This window comes from Streptococcus pseudoporcinus LQ 940-04 (assembly GCF_000188035.1).
In the GTDB taxonomy this organism is placed as follows: domain Bacteria; phylum Bacillota; class Bacilli; order Lactobacillales; family Streptococcaceae; genus Streptococcus; species Streptococcus pseudoporcinus.
The window spans coordinates 1,742,856-1,759,058 of record NZ_AEUY02000005.1; the positions used below are offsets into that span (position 1 = coordinate 1,742,856).

Annotated in this window: 16 protein-coding genes and 1 pseudogene; 2 read left to right on the plus strand and 15 right to left on the minus strand. The window is 38.2% G+C overall.

Annotated elements, in window-relative coordinates; translation table 11 throughout:
* The first annotated feature begins 70 nt into the window (after nucleotides 1-70).
* Together STRPS_RS09870 and STRPS_RS09875 are read left to right on the plus strand one after the other, a co-directional pair.
* Complete coding sequence (locus tag STRPS_RS09870) at nucleotides 71-1,081, plus strand: lactonase family protein (protein ID WP_007893333.1); 1,011 nt, start codon at nucleotides 71-73, stop codon at nucleotides 1,079-1,081.
* A 148-nt stretch (nucleotides 1,082-1,229) separates the two neighbouring features.
* Nucleotides 1,230-1,454 (plus strand): hypothetical protein, encoded by a 225-nt coding sequence (locus tag STRPS_RS09875; protein ID WP_007893391.1) that lies wholly within the window; start codon nucleotides 1,230-1,232, stop codon nucleotides 1,452-1,454.
* Here STRPS_RS09875 and STRPS_RS09880 read toward each other — a convergent pair.
* The 15 genes and pseudogenes from STRPS_RS09880 to rnz all read right to left on the minus strand — a co-directional run bounded on the left by STRPS_RS09880 (nucleotide 1,438) and on the right by rnz (nucleotide 16,201).
* On the minus strand, nucleotides 1,438-2,376 hold the full coding sequence (locus STRPS_RS09880; RefSeq protein WP_007893171.1) for a glycosyltransferase family 2 protein: 939 nt from the start codon (nucleotides 2,374-2,376) through the stop codon (nucleotides 1,438-1,440). The two genes, STRPS_RS09875 and STRPS_RS09880, sit on opposite strands and share 17 nt — an antisense overlap.
* Before the next feature lie 21 nt (nucleotides 2,377-2,397).
* Nucleotides 2,398-4,002: a hypothetical protein gene (locus STRPS_RS09885; RefSeq protein WP_007893344.1), complete on the minus strand. Its 1,605-nt coding sequence runs from the start codon at nucleotides 4,000-4,002 to the stop codon at nucleotides 2,398-2,400.
* A gap of 173 nt (nucleotides 4,003-4,175) precedes the next feature.
* Complete coding sequence (gene rfbB / locus STRPS_RS09890) at nucleotides 4,176-5,222, minus strand: dTDP-glucose 4,6-dehydratase (RefSeq protein ID WP_007893183.1); 1,047 nt, start codon at nucleotides 5,220-5,222, stop codon at nucleotides 4,176-4,178.
* A gap of 44 nt (nucleotides 5,223-5,266) precedes the next feature.
* A complete protein-coding gene (locus STRPS_RS09895) occupies nucleotides 5,267-5,863 on the minus strand; it encodes a dTDP-4-dehydrorhamnose 3,5-epimerase family protein (protein WP_007893267.1) in 597 nt (198 codons plus the stop codon).
* Entirely contained in the window at nucleotides 5,863-6,732 is an 870-nt protein-coding gene (gene rfbA / locus STRPS_RS09900; protein WP_007893061.1) for a glucose-1-phosphate thymidylyltransferase RfbA, read from the minus strand. The genes STRPS_RS09895 and rfbA overlap by 1 nt, the downstream gene beginning before the upstream one ends.
* Nucleotides 6,733-6,788: 56 nt before the next feature.
* Nucleotides 6,789-7,889, minus strand: a complete 1,101-nt coding sequence (locus STRPS_RS09905) for an NAD(P)/FAD-dependent oxidoreductase (RefSeq protein WP_007893211.1) — start codon at nucleotides 7,887-7,889, stop codon at nucleotides 6,789-6,791.
* Between the two features lie 10 nt (nucleotides 7,890-7,899).
* Nucleotides 7,900-8,720 (minus strand): annotated as a pseudogene (locus STRPS_RS09910) (ZIP family metal transporter).
* Nucleotides 8,721-8,734: 14 nt separating this feature from the next.
* Nucleotides 8,735-9,523, minus strand: a complete 789-nt coding sequence (locus STRPS_RS09915; protein WP_007893051.1) for a Nif3-like dinuclear metal center hexameric protein — start codon at nucleotides 9,521-9,523, stop codon at nucleotides 8,735-8,737.
* Nucleotides 9,513-10,199 carry a tRNA (adenine(22)-N(1))-methyltransferase gene (locus tag STRPS_RS09920; protein WP_007893404.1) on the minus strand — a complete coding sequence of 229 codons (687 nt, stop codon included), beginning with the start codon at nucleotides 10,197-10,199 and terminating at the stop codon, nucleotides 9,513-9,515. Before STRPS_RS09920 ends, STRPS_RS09915 begins: the two co-directional genes overlap by 11 nt.
* A 69-nt stretch (nucleotides 10,200-10,268) precedes the next feature.
* Nucleotides 10,269-10,919 carry an endonuclease III gene (gene nth / locus STRPS_RS09925; RefSeq protein ID WP_007893371.1) on the minus strand — a complete coding sequence of 217 codons (651 nt, stop codon included), beginning with the start codon at nucleotides 10,917-10,919 and terminating at the stop codon, nucleotides 10,269-10,271.
* Nucleotides 10,916-11,599: a DnaD domain-containing protein gene (locus tag STRPS_RS09930; protein ID WP_007893172.1), complete on the minus strand. Its 684-nt coding sequence runs from the start codon at nucleotides 11,597-11,599 to the stop codon at nucleotides 10,916-10,918. The genes nth and STRPS_RS09930 overlap by 4 nt, the downstream gene beginning before the upstream one ends.
* Nucleotides 11,600-11,662: 63 nt before the next feature.
* Nucleotides 11,663-12,181 carry an adenine phosphoribosyltransferase gene (locus STRPS_RS09935; protein WP_007893330.1) on the minus strand — a complete coding sequence of 173 codons (519 nt, stop codon included), beginning with the start codon at nucleotides 12,179-12,181 and terminating at the stop codon, nucleotides 11,663-11,665.
* A gap of 125 nt (nucleotides 12,182-12,306) precedes the next feature.
* A complete protein-coding gene (gene recJ / locus STRPS_RS09940) occupies nucleotides 12,307-14,511 on the minus strand; it encodes a single-stranded-DNA-specific exonuclease RecJ (RefSeq protein WP_007893162.1) in 2,205 nt (734 codons plus the stop codon).
* Nucleotides 14,508-15,272 carry an SDR family NAD(P)-dependent oxidoreductase gene (locus tag STRPS_RS09945; protein ID WP_007893412.1) on the minus strand — a complete coding sequence of 255 codons (765 nt, stop codon included), beginning with the start codon at nucleotides 15,270-15,272 and terminating at the stop codon, nucleotides 14,508-14,510. The genes recJ and STRPS_RS09945 overlap by 4 nt, the downstream gene beginning before the upstream one ends.
* The gene (rnz, locus tag STRPS_RS09950) at nucleotides 15,269-16,201 is read right to left on the minus strand and encodes a ribonuclease Z (RefSeq protein ID WP_007893193.1); all 933 of its coding nucleotides are present in this window, start codon (nucleotides 16,199-16,201) and stop codon (nucleotides 15,269-15,271) included. Before rnz ends, STRPS_RS09945 begins: the two co-directional genes overlap by 4 nt.
* Nucleotides 16,202-16,203: the final 2 nt, after the last annotated feature.

Genomic DNA, 16,203 nt, shown 5'->3' on the forward strand with positions numbered 1-16,203 from the left:
TTTTTTTCTTTGTTACTATTATACCAATATCAGTAAAATATGCTATCATTAAATGACTTGGAGGATAAAAATGAAAAAAGACGTTTATTTTGGCACTTATACTCAAAACCAATCTAAAGGCATCTATAAGGCGCAGTTTGACCAAGAAACAGGAAGTTTGTCTGACCTTGATATTATTATCCAAACACAATCTCCCACTTACTTGGCCTTATCCCAAAAAGGAAATCTTTATAGTATTGTCAAAGAGGGGAACAAGGGCGGTATTGCAGCCTTTAATCCAAAGGGGCAACTGATTAATCAACTTGTCTCAGAAGGCGCTCCGCTGTGTCATATTGCTATTGATGAAAGTAGGCAGCTGGTTTACGGAGCCAACTATCATAAAGGGGAGGTCAGTGTTTACCATATTCAAAAAAATGGTGGCCTGAAGTTGGCTGATTTGGTGACCTTAGAAGGTTCTGGTCCCCATCTTCATCAAAAGAGCCCCCACGCTCATTATGTCGGCTTAAGCCCAGACCACTATTTGATAACCTGCGACTTAGGAGCTGATAAGGTTAGAAGCTATGCCATTTCCCCAAAGGGCCATTTAAACCTAATCACAGAATACCAGTCCCGCCCTGGCTCAGGTAGTCGTCACTTGGTTTTCCACCCCAATCAAAAAATTGCCTACTTGCTGTGTGAACTGAGTTCAACTGTGGAAGTCCTTATTTACAATGGGTGTGGCTATTTTGAACGGCTCCAAACTATAGGGACCTTACCCAAAACTTACGACGGCTTCAATGCAACAGCTGCTATCCGTATCTCAGCTGATGGCAGGTTCCTCTATGTCAGCAACCGTGGCCATGATTCAATTGCTTGTTTTACTATAGAAAAAGATGCTCAATTAAGTTTGCTTGATATTGTTCCCTGTCACGGGAAAACGCCCAGAGATTTCAATCTGAGTCCTGATCAGAATTATCTTCTTGTGGGGCACCAAGATAGCAACCATGCGAGTGTCTTTAAACGTGACCAGAAAAGCGGTCGCTTAAGTCTATTAGACAAAAGCTTTTACCTACCCGAGGCCGTCTGTGTCTTATTTGCCTAATTAAATCACAAGCTTGGCTTATGGCGCTCCACTAGATTTAAAAAATGATGACACTCTAAAAAAGGTAGAAAGCATGAAAGCACAATAACTTTTTGATCCCCTTAAAGCACTGTCTGTCAAAAATGATTTGGCAGGTGCCAAAGATTTCATGACTGAAAACAAAGATGCTCTAGGTAGCTATTTTGAAGAAGCAAAAGGCTTACTCGAAAGCCCAGAAGGCCTTAATGAACTCTGTCATAACATGGAAGGATATTTAAGAAATAAAAGTAGAGTGATATTCTTGATAATACCACTCTACTTTATTATTTTTAACCAGCCGATGACAGGACTAGAAATGTCTTTGTCTATGTATTTGATCAACCATGTTCTTTAATAATATAAACAGGCCGTTTTTTGGTTTCTAGGAAAATTTTAGCAACATACTTGCCTAAGATACCTAAGCACAGTAATTGAAGACCACCAATAAATAGAATAACAACAATAATACTTGCCCAACCATTTACACTGCCACCAACTGTGAGTTTTCGGATAATAACAAAAACAATGCCAATGATTGAGATGATGAAAGACAAAATACCACTATAGGTCGCTATGCTAAGCAAAGCTTCTGAAAAATTGATAAAACCTTCCATTGAGTATTTGACCAGCTGCCAAAAATTCCAAGAGGTTTTTCCAGCAACCCTTTCTCTATTTTCGAAAGAGATATAATAAGTATCGTAGCCCACCCAAGCAAAGATTCCCTTGGAGAAACGATTGACTTCTCCCATCTCAAGAATGCTGTCAACTACTTGTCTTGTCATTAGACGAAAATCTCTTGCTCCATCAACAATCTTTGTATCAGAAACAGAATTGATTATTTTATAAAATATTTTTGCAAAAAATGTCCTTATAGGTGGCTCACCTTCTCGATCCTTTCGGCGTGTTCCAACAATATCGTAACCCTCTTGTATTTTTTTATACATGTCTATCAGCAGTTCTGGTGGATCCTGTAAGTCAGCGTCCATGACCGCGATATAGTCACCTTGTGCATGTTCTAGACCTGCTAACAAAGCACTTTCTTTGCCAAAATTGCGGGAAAATGAGAGATAATGAACGTTACTTATTTTTGAAGAAATTTCTCTTAAAACCTCTAAAGTTTTATCCTTTGAACCATCATTTACAAAAATATATTCAAAATCAAGATGATTTGATAAGTGTAACTCAAATTTTTGAGTTTCTTCTAAAAATAATTTAATAGATTCTTCTTCATTATAACAAGGAATTATAAGAGATAATAATTGTCTTTTAGTTTGCATACTCTTCCTATCTATGGCAATTTAGTTACTGAGGTGATAATTCTTTATTTGTTTTTTAAAAAATATAAAAATTAAAACGATTATCCAAGATATTGTTTCTACAATAAACCCAATTTTTTGCAACTTTGTTTTCTCATAAGTTACTTCAACATGTCCACTTCTATTTACTTCTAAAACTGCTCTACCGTTCTCTAAAACTTTTTCTTTAGCTTTTGGCCTATGCTCTAATTGTCTTGATATCATTTCTTTATTTGATAATTTCATCTGGTCAAGCTTTGGCTGACTTCCAATCGCACCTTCACTATAGTTTGCAACTAGGCCCTTGTACCAAATTCTAGGCAAAACAATACGAGTCTGAGGATGATTGACTTTAAAATCAAATGATAATTTATTATATTCCTCTTTCACATTTGAAATAGTGTAAGATTTAGTCTTTTTCGGAACATTTAGGAGAAAATTTGTGTTATTTGCATCCTTATAGTTAATATCAATTGTCAAATATTCCATTCCAGAAAAGCCATCCAACTCTCCACTGCCATAATATAAGGATTTCATTCTTTGTTCAAGTCTATTGCTAAATTCCTTTGAATCAGTTTGGTTTCTAAAAATGACAATTGACGAAAAGAGAGAGAGAGCAATTACAAAGGAATAGAATGCTTTTTTTACTGATTTCTCTTCTATGGCAAATGCGAGAATGATTAAACTAGGTATAAAGGTAATAATCCTTGTAGGCCATTGTAATATCCCTAAAATGGTGTACTTTAGTTCATTCCATGGTAAAACACTAGATGAAAAAATAAGTAAAATTAATACTAGTAAGAATAGTTTTTTACTTGTAGTGGAAATATGTTTCCATTCTAGTAGGATAGAGATAGCCAAAAAAGATATAAAAATAATTAATGGAGATGCTACTGCAATTGTTGTCGCCGATGTCGTTGTATTAAATAATGACTCAATAATTTGGTAAAAACTTTTTGAATTCCCACTCATTCCCATGAAAGGTCTGGTCGTCCAATTTGCAAAGAAAACTTGAGACTTAGATTGTTCAATGAATTGGAAAATAAAACCAATACTTAATATTAGAGCAATTATGATAGATTTTACAAATTCAACTATTGAATGCGTTGTTATTTTATCAAAGAAAATAATTAAAAAAATGACTACATTTAAGGCTAAAATAACAGTGGAAATAATATGAGTTTGAACTAATAATGCAACTACAATCCCTAATAACAAACCTGCTTTTTTCTTTTCAAAAAGGATTAAATATAAGGCCAGTAGTAAGAAAGGAATTAGTGCTGTACTTGCTATCATCCCATAGCCGAAATTACAATAAACTAATGGGTTTAACATAGCTACTAAAAGTGCCAAAAGTGAATGGTTATTGATCTTCCTAAAAAAATAATATGAGCCCGAACTTCCTACAAAACTAATAATAAATGCATAAAGAACAACAGATAGTTTTATCGATTTTGTAACTATAAATAATAGGGACGAAGGGTAAAGCAACCATTGACCGTAAAACATTGGCGCAGCATATCCAATACCATTTCCAAACAGATAATTTAAGTTTGGTAGAAGATCAAAATTTCTAATTGACTGTGCTAATCCAACAATTCTAGCCATATGAAATTCAATATCCGAGTCGGCTCTATTAATAACATTGTTCGATAGAAATACTAATACTAAACAATAGAAAAACAGTATTAGATAAGGTCTAATACCATTTAACCTGAAGTTCCACTTTAATTTTTTACTAATATTTAACTTTTCCAATTTATTATCTCAGTTCCATAAGATTAAGAAATCACTTCTTGCGTTTTAGCGTATTTAGCTTCAACTTCTGCTTTTTCGGCTTTCCACCAATCTTCATGTTCTCTATACCAATTGATGGTTTCTTCTAAGCCTTGTTCAAAGTTTGTAAATTCTGGGGTCCAGCCTAACTCCTGACGCAGTTTACTTGAATCAATAGCATAACGTAAGTCATGGCCTGCACGATCAGTAACATGGTCATAGGCATCTTTTGGTTGGCCCATTTTTGCTAGAATTAATTCTAACACTTCTTTATTGTTTTTCTCACCGTCTGCCCCAATTAAATAGGTTTCACCAATACGGCCTTTGGTTAGAATAGCCCAAACTCCAGTTGAATGGTCATTCGTATGGATCCAGTCTCTGACATTTTTTCCTTCACCATAAAGCTTTGGTTTTATTCCTGACAAGATATTGGTAATCTGACGAGGGATAAATTTCTCGATATGCTGGTAAGGTCCGTAATTATTAGAACAGTTTGAAATGGTTGCCTTAACCCCAAATGAACGCACCCAAGCTTTAACAATCAAATCAGATGCTGCTTTTGTTGATGAATAAGGTGAAGAAGGATTGTACTTCGTTTCAGCAGTAAACTTCTCACCTTCTCCTTCACCATGACCTGGCAAGTCTTCACGCAAGGGAAGGTCACCATAAACTTCATCCGTAGAAACATGATGAAAACGGATATCATACTTACGAGCAGCTTCCAGTAAGGTATATGTCCCAATAAAATTAGTATGGATAAAAGGACTAGGATCGTTCAAGGAATTATCATTATGACTTTCAGCAGCATAGTGAACAATGGCATCTGCTTTGGCAGCTAATTGGTCAACTAAAGCTGCATCGGCAATATCACCAACGACTAGTTCAACGCGATCACCTAAGATAGCTTCAATATTAGCCTTATTCCCAGCATAAGTAAGTTTATCTAAAACTGTGACATGAACATCTGGGTGATTGTTATAAACATAGTGTACAAAGTTTGAACCGATGAAGCCTGCTCCACCAGTTACGATGATATTTTTGTATTCTGACATGAATCTTTTTTCTCCTAACTTTAGAGTAAGCCTCTAAAACACTTTTATGATAAGTCTTCTTTCTGTAATGGTTTAACATCTTTTAAGAAAGGGTGGTTTTTATCAGCATCTGACACTTCAGCTGCCTCTAAATTTTCCCATTGAATGCCCAAACTTGGGTCTGCATAGTTCACAAAGGCATACTTTGGTTTTAAGTCTAATGCCCAGTAGTCATTCACTAAATAGCTATAAGAAACTGTTTCTGACAAAACTTGGAAACCATTTGCCACACCACGCGGAACAAAGATTCCTTTTGATGCATCAATAATGGTTTGATAAATATGACCAAAGGAGTCGCCTTGACGTAGATCCACCCAAGTTCCCAAAACTTTGCCTTGATCAGCTACTGAAATGTATTTATCCCAAGGTTCAGCATGTAAACCTCGGAGAACATTTTTCCGTGAAAAAGAGACATTGTTTTGCAGTTTACCTGCTGTAAAAAAGCTTTCAGGAAAACCTAGAGGAATCATTTTCTCCTTTTGAAAGTTTTCCTTAAACCAACCGCGGTTATCACCACGAACCGGAATATCAAATTCTAATAGGCCTGGAATGGCTTCAATAGGGTGACAAGTTAATTCTTTATCAAAAAATTGTTCTGACATTAGGCTTCTCCAATCAAACGCAAGAGGTATTGACCATACTCATTTTTCTTCAATTCTTGTGCTAAGTTGTGCACATCTTCTTTACTGATGTAACCCATACGATAGGCTATTTCTTCAAGGTTGGCAACTTGAGCATTTTGCAAACGTTGAACTGTTTCAATATATTGAGATGCTTCAAGTAAGCTTTCGTGAGTCCCTGTGTCTAACCAAGCAAAACCGCGTCCCATCAATTCAACTGATAAGTCGCCACGGTCTAAATAGGCTTTATTAATATCTGTGATTTCTAACTCACCACGAGGACTTGGTTTAATGTTTTTTGCAATGTCAACGACATCGTTATCATAGAAATAAAGACCAGTTACTGCATAATTTGATTTTGGCACTGTAGGTTTTTCTTCAATTGACACGGCATTCATCTCTTGGTCAAATTCGACCACTCCAAAACGTTCCGGATCTTTGACTTGATAGCCAAAAACAGTCGCCCCTTTTTCTTTTGCGGCAGCCTTCTGTAACATTTTTGTAAGACCGTTGCCATGGTAAATGTTATCGCCTAAAATGAGAGCCACATGGTCGTCCCCGATAAAGTCTTCACCAATAATAAAGGCTTGGGCCAAACCATCAGGACTTGGTTGCTCAGCATAAGACAAAGAAATGCCGAATTCACTACCATCACCTAGCAAATCCTCAAAACGTGGTAAATCTTGGGGAGTTGAAATAATGAGGATATCCTTGATTCCAGCTAACATCAATGTTGATAGTGGGTAATAAATCATCGGTTTGTCGTAAATAGGCATCAATTGTTTTGATGCAGCACGTGTTAATGGATAAAGGCGAGTCCCAGACCCACCAGCAAGAATAATACCTTTCATGCATAATCTCCTGTTTCTTATAGTCTCTAACATTCTATCATTTTTTAGGTTTGATGTCACATTTTACTGTATTTTACATAGTTTTGGATGGGATAGTTGGTCATATCCAGTATTTTTTTGTCCTGTAATAGCAAAGCTACCAGTTCGCGTCCAATCAAAGGACCTACTGTTAGACCAGAGGAGCCAAGCCCACTAGCTGCAAAGATTCCCTTCATACCAGGTACCTCTCCGAAAAATGGCAAAAAATCACTAGAATAAGCCCGTGTGCCAACCCTTACTGCTTGACGCAGAGTCCCATTTAATTCTGGATAGTAAGCTTGTGCTGATTCTTCCAGAGCTATCAAAAGGTCCTCATCAACTGACAGATCAAAAGCTTGATCATTTTCATGACTAGCACCGACAGCTAAATGCCCATTAAAAAAAGGAATGAGATCTATTTCCCCTTCTGGCATGACCACTGGTAGCTGATCAGTAACTAGATTCCTTAGTTGGTAATCAATGAGTTGCCCTTTTTGAGGACGAATATCAACTTGATAACCTAATGGTTCAAGGACTTGCCCGAGCCAAGCGCCAGCACAGAGGAAAACATGGTCAAAACTTTGCTGCTGAATCGTAAAAACCTTGCCCTCTGTTATTAGGGAAACCTTGCCAGTCACTAGCTGATAAGGGGTGGCTTTTAATAAGGTTTGGCAAAGTTCCGCACCATCAACACGTGCACCACCTTCTGCAAAAAGAAGACGCTGAAACCCTTCTAGGCCTGGAAACTCTTTGGCAACTACTTCTTTATCAAGAATTCTCACATCACCAATTAAAGGAGCCTCTTGTCGGCGGCTCTCAGCTAAGGCTTTTAATGCTTCCAATTTGCTGTCATCTTTTTTGAGAAGATAGACGCCATTTTGCTGATAAAAGCTTGTTTTTATTCCTTCTTCGGCTAAATCTCTTACTAGGGTTTGATAAAAACTTGCGCCCTGACTAGCTAGTTGATACCAAGCCTTGTTTCGTCTTTTGGAAAACCAAGGACAGATAATACCAGCTGCTGCCTTAGTTGCTTGCCCATGGCCATCATCAAAAATAGTGACATCTGCAATGCCACTTCTGTGTAAATAATAAGCTACAGTGGAGCCCACAATCCCTGCTCCGATAATTGCTATTTTCATAGAACCCTTTCTAGCCTAAAGCGACGTCTAAAATCATCATCAGTATAAAACCGAGCATCAGCCCCATGGTGGCAATATCGGTATTCCCATTCGTCTGCGATTCAGGAATCAGTTCTTCAACAACCACAAAAAGCATTGCTCCAGCTGCAAAAGACAGAGCGTAGGGCAAGACAGGCATCATAATCATGACTAATGTGGCACCTAGAACTGCTCCAAAGGGCTCAACAATAGCTGACATGGCTCCCCAGTAAAAAGCGTTGAGGCGACTCTTACCGTCTGCACGGATAGGAATTGATAAGGCTGCTCCTTCTGGAACATTTTGAAGACCAATACCAATAGCTAAACTTAAAGCACCTAAAAGGGCTAGCTTAGAAACACCAGAGTGTTCCAAAGAGCCAAAGGTCACACCAATTGCTAAACCTTCGGGAATATTGTGAATGGTAATGGCTAAAAATAAAAGGGCTGTTTTTGATAACCTTTCTCAGGTTTCAACCCTTCCATTTCAGACATCTCTTTGTCCAAATGCAAATGAGGAACAAGAGCATCAATACTTCTAATAAAGAGAGCTCCCATCAGGAAACCAACAGCAGCTGGTATCCAAGACCACTGTCCATAATCAGATTTGGCATATTCAATAGATGGCGCTAATAAGGACCAAAATGAAGCTGCTATCATAACGCCAGCCGCAAAGCCCATCATCACATCTAAAAGCTTTCTGCTAATCCGTTTAAAAAAGAAAACAATAGCTGCTCCTAAGATGGTACAGCCCCATGTAAAGAGACCTGCTAAAAAGGCTAGAAAAACTGGATTTTGGTTAATTAACCAATTCATAAAAAACCTCACCGTTACAAATGACTAAATGGATTGGTGGAAACCTGACTAGCTAAAATCGTTAGTGCCCAATTTTCAGCAAGTTGCCATTCTGTCAGCTTTTCAACAATCTTCTCAATAAACAAGGCCTCAATATGATGGCCAGGATCAAGGGCCAGTAAGCCCTCCGTTAGCATTTCCTGAGCTTTATGGTAATAAATATCCCCTGTTATGTAGAGATCAGCATGCTTTTTAATAGCATCTTGGTAAAAATCATCACCAGAGCCCCCACAAATAGCTACACGTTTAATGAGCGGATTATCGTGATTGTATCGTATCAAGCGAACAGCATCCAAAGCAAAAACATCCTTGACTTTAAGGGCAAAGTCTTCCAAATGAATAGGGGTAACGTTGCCAATCCGACCGATCCCATAACCTTCTTGAGTCTCAGATAAATAGTCCCTGTCAGCAATATCTAAAAGGTGGCAAAACCAATCATTTAAACCACCAGGGACAATATCAATATTAGTATGACTAACATAGACAGCAATGTCATGTTTAACCAAATCCAGTAAAATATTACGCTGAGGACTAGCTACTAAATCTTTAAGCCCTTTAAAAATAGGGGCGTGCTTAGTGATAATCAAATCAACATCGGCAGCTATCGCTTCTTGAACAGTTTGTTCTCGAACATCCAATGTCACCATGACCTTATTAATTTCTTGTTCGAAACTCCCAACTTGTAAACCAAACACATCACCAGCCATTGATAATTCTGGGGGACAAAAGGCTTCATACTTTTTGATAAGATCTCTAACTTTCATAGATTAGCATCTCCTTTATATTTTTCATTTTTTGGGAAATAGCCGAGCGGTCCAGTTGCTTATCTTCTGGGATACAAGAGAGGGCATAAGCCAATTTGTCAAGCTCTCTTTGCCATTTGGCTCTAAAAATGGACGATTTTTCTTTTGACAAGAGGGGACCAAAACGATAGTCTAAATCAGTCAAGGGTGCAGAGCCGGGTAGAGCTTTGATAATCTCATAATATTTCCCATTTTCTTCCAAAATACTTTCAGCTGTGATGGTAAATTGATTGGCTGCCAGCCAGCGGCGCAAGTCATCTTCACGATTGTTAGGTTGTAAGACAAGTGTTTCAACACCAACCAACTTTTCTTTTCCTGCTTCTAAAATCTCAGCAATAAGACGACCTCCCATACCACAAATGGTAATGGTTTTGATGTGATCATCAAGGGTCATGGCCTCTAAACCACTGGCCAGACGAGCTTCTATTTGCTTATCTAGACCAGAAGCCTTAATATTTTTTTGAGCCGATAAAAAAGGGCCTTGAACAACTTCGCCTGCAATAGCAGATTCAATGTCTCCACGTTCAACTAAGGCGATGGGTAAGTAGGCATGATCACTTCCAATATCAAGTAACTTACGCTTATGAGGGATATAGTCTGCCACCATTTGCAGACGCTTTGATAAAATTGTCTCCATTATCTCATCTTTCTAAGAATTACTTGCTCTATTATATCAAAATAGTGGCTAAACTAAAAGAAAGCCTTGTTAGGCTTTCTTTGACTGTTCTTTGTAGTAGAGACAATAGCTTTGCAAGGGACAAATCTCACACTTAGGTTTTTTGGCTAAACAATGGTAACGGCCAAAGAAAATCAGCCGGTGATGGGTAATAACCCAATCTTTTTTGGGCACTTTCTTCATCAGGTCAGCTTCTATTTCAGCTACGCCTGCATCTTGGTTAGATATATTCAATCTTTTTGCGACTCGGGCAACATGGGTATCCACCGCAATTGATGGAATACCATAAACTTCTCCTAGAACAACATTCGCGGTTTTACGGCCAACTCCTGGCAATCCTTCTAGTTCTTTATGGGTCTTTGGTATGTGACCATCAAAGTCTGCTAAAATTAACTGGGCTGTTTTAATGATATTTTTAGCCTTATTCTTATAAAGACCTATTGTGCGCAAACTGTTCTCTACATCAGTCAAATCTGCATTAGCCAGGTCCTCAATGGTCGGATACTTAGCCCAGAGAGCAGGTGTAATTTTGTTGACAGCCTTATCAGTTGTTTGAGCAGATAAAATGACAGCAATCAACAAATGAAAAGGAGTATCCCAGTCTAATTCACCCTTAGCTTCTGGAAACATCTGGCCAATAATGGTTAAGACCTGGCGCAATTTGTCACGTCCAATTTTCATTGCTCACTCCATAAGTTCATGGCAGACAAGAAGTCCTCTGACACAGAGACGTTAGAAGGACTGGTTGCCTCACGTTCTCTTTTCCGTTCTTCTACTTGATAAAGATTAGTAATGCCTTCCTTCCGCCAATTTCTAAGAATTGCTTGAATGTATTTCCAATTGGTTTTGCCATTAAAAACTGCTTCTTTCAAGGCTTCTCGCACCAGTTCAATATCTGTTTTATCTTCTGAAATCGTTTTTTCTAAGTCTTCTAGTTCAAAAGGACTTAAAAATCGGCCCAACTCACGTTCAAACTCTTCAACTATCATCTTGAACTGGTTGGGTTCATCTTGAAAAGCTTCCACTTGACTTTGTTCTTTTGCCAACAATTGATCAAGTTTAACAAGAACGGGACTAGCATCAATTAAGGTTTCGATCTCATCAGCAATTTTTATGGTTTTCATATTCAACAACTCTTGATTGCTCAAATTAGCAATTGACTTATTGACTTCAGCGACTGATTTCCCCAGGGCATTAGCAATCTGACTGGGCGCTAATTCTTCTATTCGAGTTGTATTCTGTAAGTAAAAGAATTGCCATACTAAAAAGTCATCGGCATTAGAAAAAATATCTTTAAAATGAAAAAGTAAGGCACTTGGGTAAACCAAATTGCCTGACTTATAACTATCGTAATAACTCATAATACCTCTATCAAGGTTTAAACAAGTAAACCTCTTCTATCAGTGTGTCGCCTACTTGATTCATTAACCAGGGAAGTTCATCAAAACTTTATAGTCAATATCCTTCAAAGCATTGCGACCATTTAATCCGTCTAATTCAATAATGAAAGCACAACCTGCAACAATACCGCCAAGTTTTTCAACCATTTCAATCGTTGCTTTAACAGTACCACCCGTTGCTAATAAATCATCAACAATCATAACTCTTTGTCCTGGCTTAATGGCATCTGCATGCATGGTTAAGGTATCTATCCCATATTCTTTTTCATAATCTGCTGAAACAACCTCACGAGGTAGTTTTCCAGGCTTACGAACAGGTGCAAAACCAATCCCCAATTCTACAGCGACCGGGCATCCAATAATAAACCCACGCGCTTCTGGTCCTACAATCATATCGATTTCTTTATCAGCTGCATATTGGCAAATTTCTCTAATCGCGTAACTATAGGCTTTACCATCAGCCATTAAAGGAGAGATGTCGCGAAAAATAATGCCCTCTTTGGGATAGTTTTCAATTGAGGCGATATAAGGTGTTAAATTCATAATTAGTGTTTTCTTTCTCCTTAGCTTAAAGCATAAAATCAAATACTCTTAATTATAGCACGAAATAGATTTTTCGTAAACGAAACACCATTCTAAACAAATCATTTCTAGTCCTAAATTTTACCCTAATCCAGTCCCATCAAAAATGCATAAATGTCTTCTGGTCTTGCTAGCGCCATCAATTCTTGAAATTTAACCAAACTTTTTAAGTCTTGATAAATGCGACTTTCAGCAATGTCTCTCTTAGTAGCATCTTTATTAACTGACATTAGGCCATCACTAATAGTTACAAAATCTAATTCTTGGAAAATTTGAATCATTTTCACCAACAAGATTTTGTCAATTTTCAAGTAGTCACTCAATTCTTGTAATTTAAAACGCACATCAAACTCAGGGAATTGATAAATAGTTTTATAAAGGCGAGCAAATTGCTCCTTACTGCCATAACCTGTTAAATAATAAGGTTTCTCAATGATGTTTTTAAAGTAAATCTGCTTGTAATCTTGTTTTTGAAAAGCCTTTTTTAAAGCCATCTGATCATCAGGAACCTTATCAAGGACAATTTCCTCATTGAAAGGGTCTTCAGAATATAGCGGTACTCTCTCTGGTATGCCTGCACTTTTAGCACGAATATCAATCAACTGGAGGCCAGTAACCCGTGCATCTACCAATATCAATTGCAAAGTGGTCTTACCGTTCCAAGAGTTAACAGATAAGGTTACTAGAAGTTCTAAGCCTCTCGCTTGTTGGAAATCTTGTAGTAAATGCCCTTGGTTGAAGGCTAAGAGATCAGTTGCTACAGGGCCTTTTTGAAGCCGAAGCTTGAGATGAGCATTATGGCTTCCTAGAGTTCTAGCTTGACCTAGCTGAAAATCTTTTACTAGAAAAACGGGCTTAGGATTTCCCATACCAAATGGACCAATACTCTGTAGACTTCTTAAGAGGTCTATCGATAAATGCTCCAAATCTAAGATAGCATCAACAGTTAAGCTATTTTTTTGGTTACAATCAATTTGATTTTCTTCAATAAACTCACTAAGTGCCTGGGACAAAGCGTCTAAATTGTCGACAGGCAAAGTCATTCCAGCTGCCCCAGCATGACCTCCAAATGCTGTCATCAATTCCCGCTTAGCATTTAAGGCTTCAAAAATGTTGATTGCATCAATGCTACGAGCTGAACCTTTAGCGTAACCATCTTCACAATTTAAAACAATAACAGTCTGACTAATCTCCTCCATAATGCGACCAGCAACTATCCCCAAAACACCTGGATGCCAGCCTTCTTTTGCCAGAACCTGAACAGGCTTACTAAGATCAACCATTTGTAAAGCTTCATCATAAATGGTTTGAACAAGTGTCTTTCGTTCCTCATTTTTAAGGTTAACCAGTTCAGCAATAGCTAGAGCTTCTTCTTCATCAAATCCAGTTAATAAGTCAATGGCTGGATTAGGATCGTCAAGACGGCCTAAAGCATTTAACTGAGGTGCAATTTTAAAGCCAATAACATCTTCATTAAATTGATCAAGATCCACATCAGCTAAGGCCATTAATTCTTGAAGACCAAGCCGCTCAGTCTGACGTAAAATAGACAGACCATTTTTAACCAAAATACGATTTTCGCCCTGAAGACTAACCATATCAGCTACTGTTCCAATTGCGACCAAATCTAAAAATTCTGCCGGAACCCCTTCTAGCAGAGCTGTTGCTAATTTGAAAGCAACGCCACAGCCAGCTAGGTATTTAAAAGGGTAATCAGCGTCCGGATGCTCTGGGTGGATAATCGCGAAGGCTTCTGGCAAAGTATCGGGAAGACCATGATGATCCGTCACGATAACATCAACTCCCTGGGCTTGCGCGAAAGCTATTGCCTCATGACCAGAAACACCATTATCAACTGTTATAATGAGAGAGATAGCTTCCTGCTGGATAAAATACTTGTAAACGCTAAGGTTGGGCCCATAGCCGTCCGTAAAACGATTTGGTAGGTAAACCCTTACCTCAGCTCCCATCATTTCAAGGGTTTCTTTCATGATAGAAGCTGAAGTCATACCATCTGCGTCATAATCACCATAGACTAAAATCGTTTCGCCCTTTTCAATGGCTAGTCGGATTCTGGTCACAGCTTTTTCCATATCATTAAGCAAATAGGGATCATGTAACTGAGATAAATCAGCATGTAAGAAGGCCCCTACTTGCTCAGGTGTCTGAATCCCACGCTCATAAAGAATTTGTGCGCTTTCTGGGGATAATCCTTCTTTTTTGGCAAGTTGAAAAAAGCCAGAATCTGGCTTCTCTTCTTGTATTTCCCATTGATACTTCGCTTTTATCATTTATAGTTAAAAACCTTTCTTGCAAGATAATCTGACAGTCTCGGAAATAGGGTATAAAAAAGATGTGTGGCTGCCAGTGTCCAAGGTAAGTTAAGTTCTCGCTTATTATTACCAAGTATGGCTACCGTTTTCTTGGCGACACTGGCTGGGTCCAAAGCAAACCTACTAACACTCTTCAGGTATTGGCCTGAGGGATCAGCCTGATCAAAAAAGCCTGTTTTAATTGGTCCAGGATTAATGGTTGTGACATATACATTTTTTTCAGCTAATTCTAAGCGCAAAGCATTTGAGTAACCAATCATCGCAAATTTTGTTGCTGCATAAATACTTGATTTACTAGTTGCCACTAAACCAGCCATGGAAACAATATTAACAATATGCCCAAAATTCTGCTCTGCCATTTTAGCACCTATTAGGCGGGAAAAATCAATAGAAGCTAGGGTATTAATCCTAAACATCTCTTCAATTTCGTGATGTGTGTATTGGTCAAAGGACTTGAAGGAACCAAAACCAGCATTATTAATCACTATATCAATTGTTGCAAATTTCTGATAGATCTCAAGAAGTAAGCTTTCAATAGCTTGCGCATCCCCAATATCAATTTGAAAACACCTTTTGTTGGGGTAATCATGATACAAGGTTTCTAATTTTTCTTTATTGCGACCCAATAGGAGTAAAAAATCTGTCTTTGGTAGCTCCTTTATGATAGCCTGGGCCAAACCTCCTGAAGCTCCCGTTATAAGAATCACTCTTTTTGTCATTGAATCTTAACTTCCTCTAAATCTTTAACTATTTTAACATTGGCAAAAATGGCCGCTGCATCTTTCTCCATTTGACGACAATCACGTCCCAAAAAGCGAGCTGAAACATGATTCAAAAGCAAGCGCTTCACACCAGCATCTCTTGCAATTTGTGCCGCTTGTATGTTGGTTGAATGTCCATGATTGCGCGCAATCTTATCATCACCTTTTCCGTAAGTTGATTCATGAACGAGAACATCTGCATCTTTTGCTAATCTCTGACTGGCTAATGATTTGCGCGTGTCACCAAGTATCGTTACAATCTTCCCTTTTTTCGGGGCCGAAATGAAGTCTTGGGCATGGATTAGACGGCCATCTTCTAAGGTTACATCTTGGCCATTTTTAATTTTCCCAAATAGGGGCCCAAAAGGAACCCCTGCTTCTTTTAAGGCCTCAGCATCAAGTGTGCCTTCTAAATCTTTTTGAACAACACGGTAGCCTAGACAAAAAATGGTATGAGCCAAACGTTCAGCATACACTGTAAATTTATCCGTTTCAAAAATTTTACCTAACTTATCCTCAGTCAATTCATGGTAATGAATCTTATAAGGCAGGCGGGAGCCTGATACCGATAGGCTATTTTGAACAAAAGATTTAATCCCTAATGGACCGAAAATAGCAATGTCTGTTTGTTCTTCACTAGCCTGAAAAGCTCGACTAGAAAGAAAACCTGGCAAACCAAAAATATGGTCTCCATGCAAGTGAGTGATAAATATTTTTTCAATTTTTCTAGGTTTAATTGTCGTTTCAAGAATCTGTCTCTGTGTTCCTTCACCACAATCAAACATCCAAATTTCGTTAATTTCATCCAGCAGTTTCAAGACAAGGCTCGAAACATTCCGCTGTTTGGCTGGCTGACCAGCACCAGTTCCTAAAAATTGTAATTCCATAG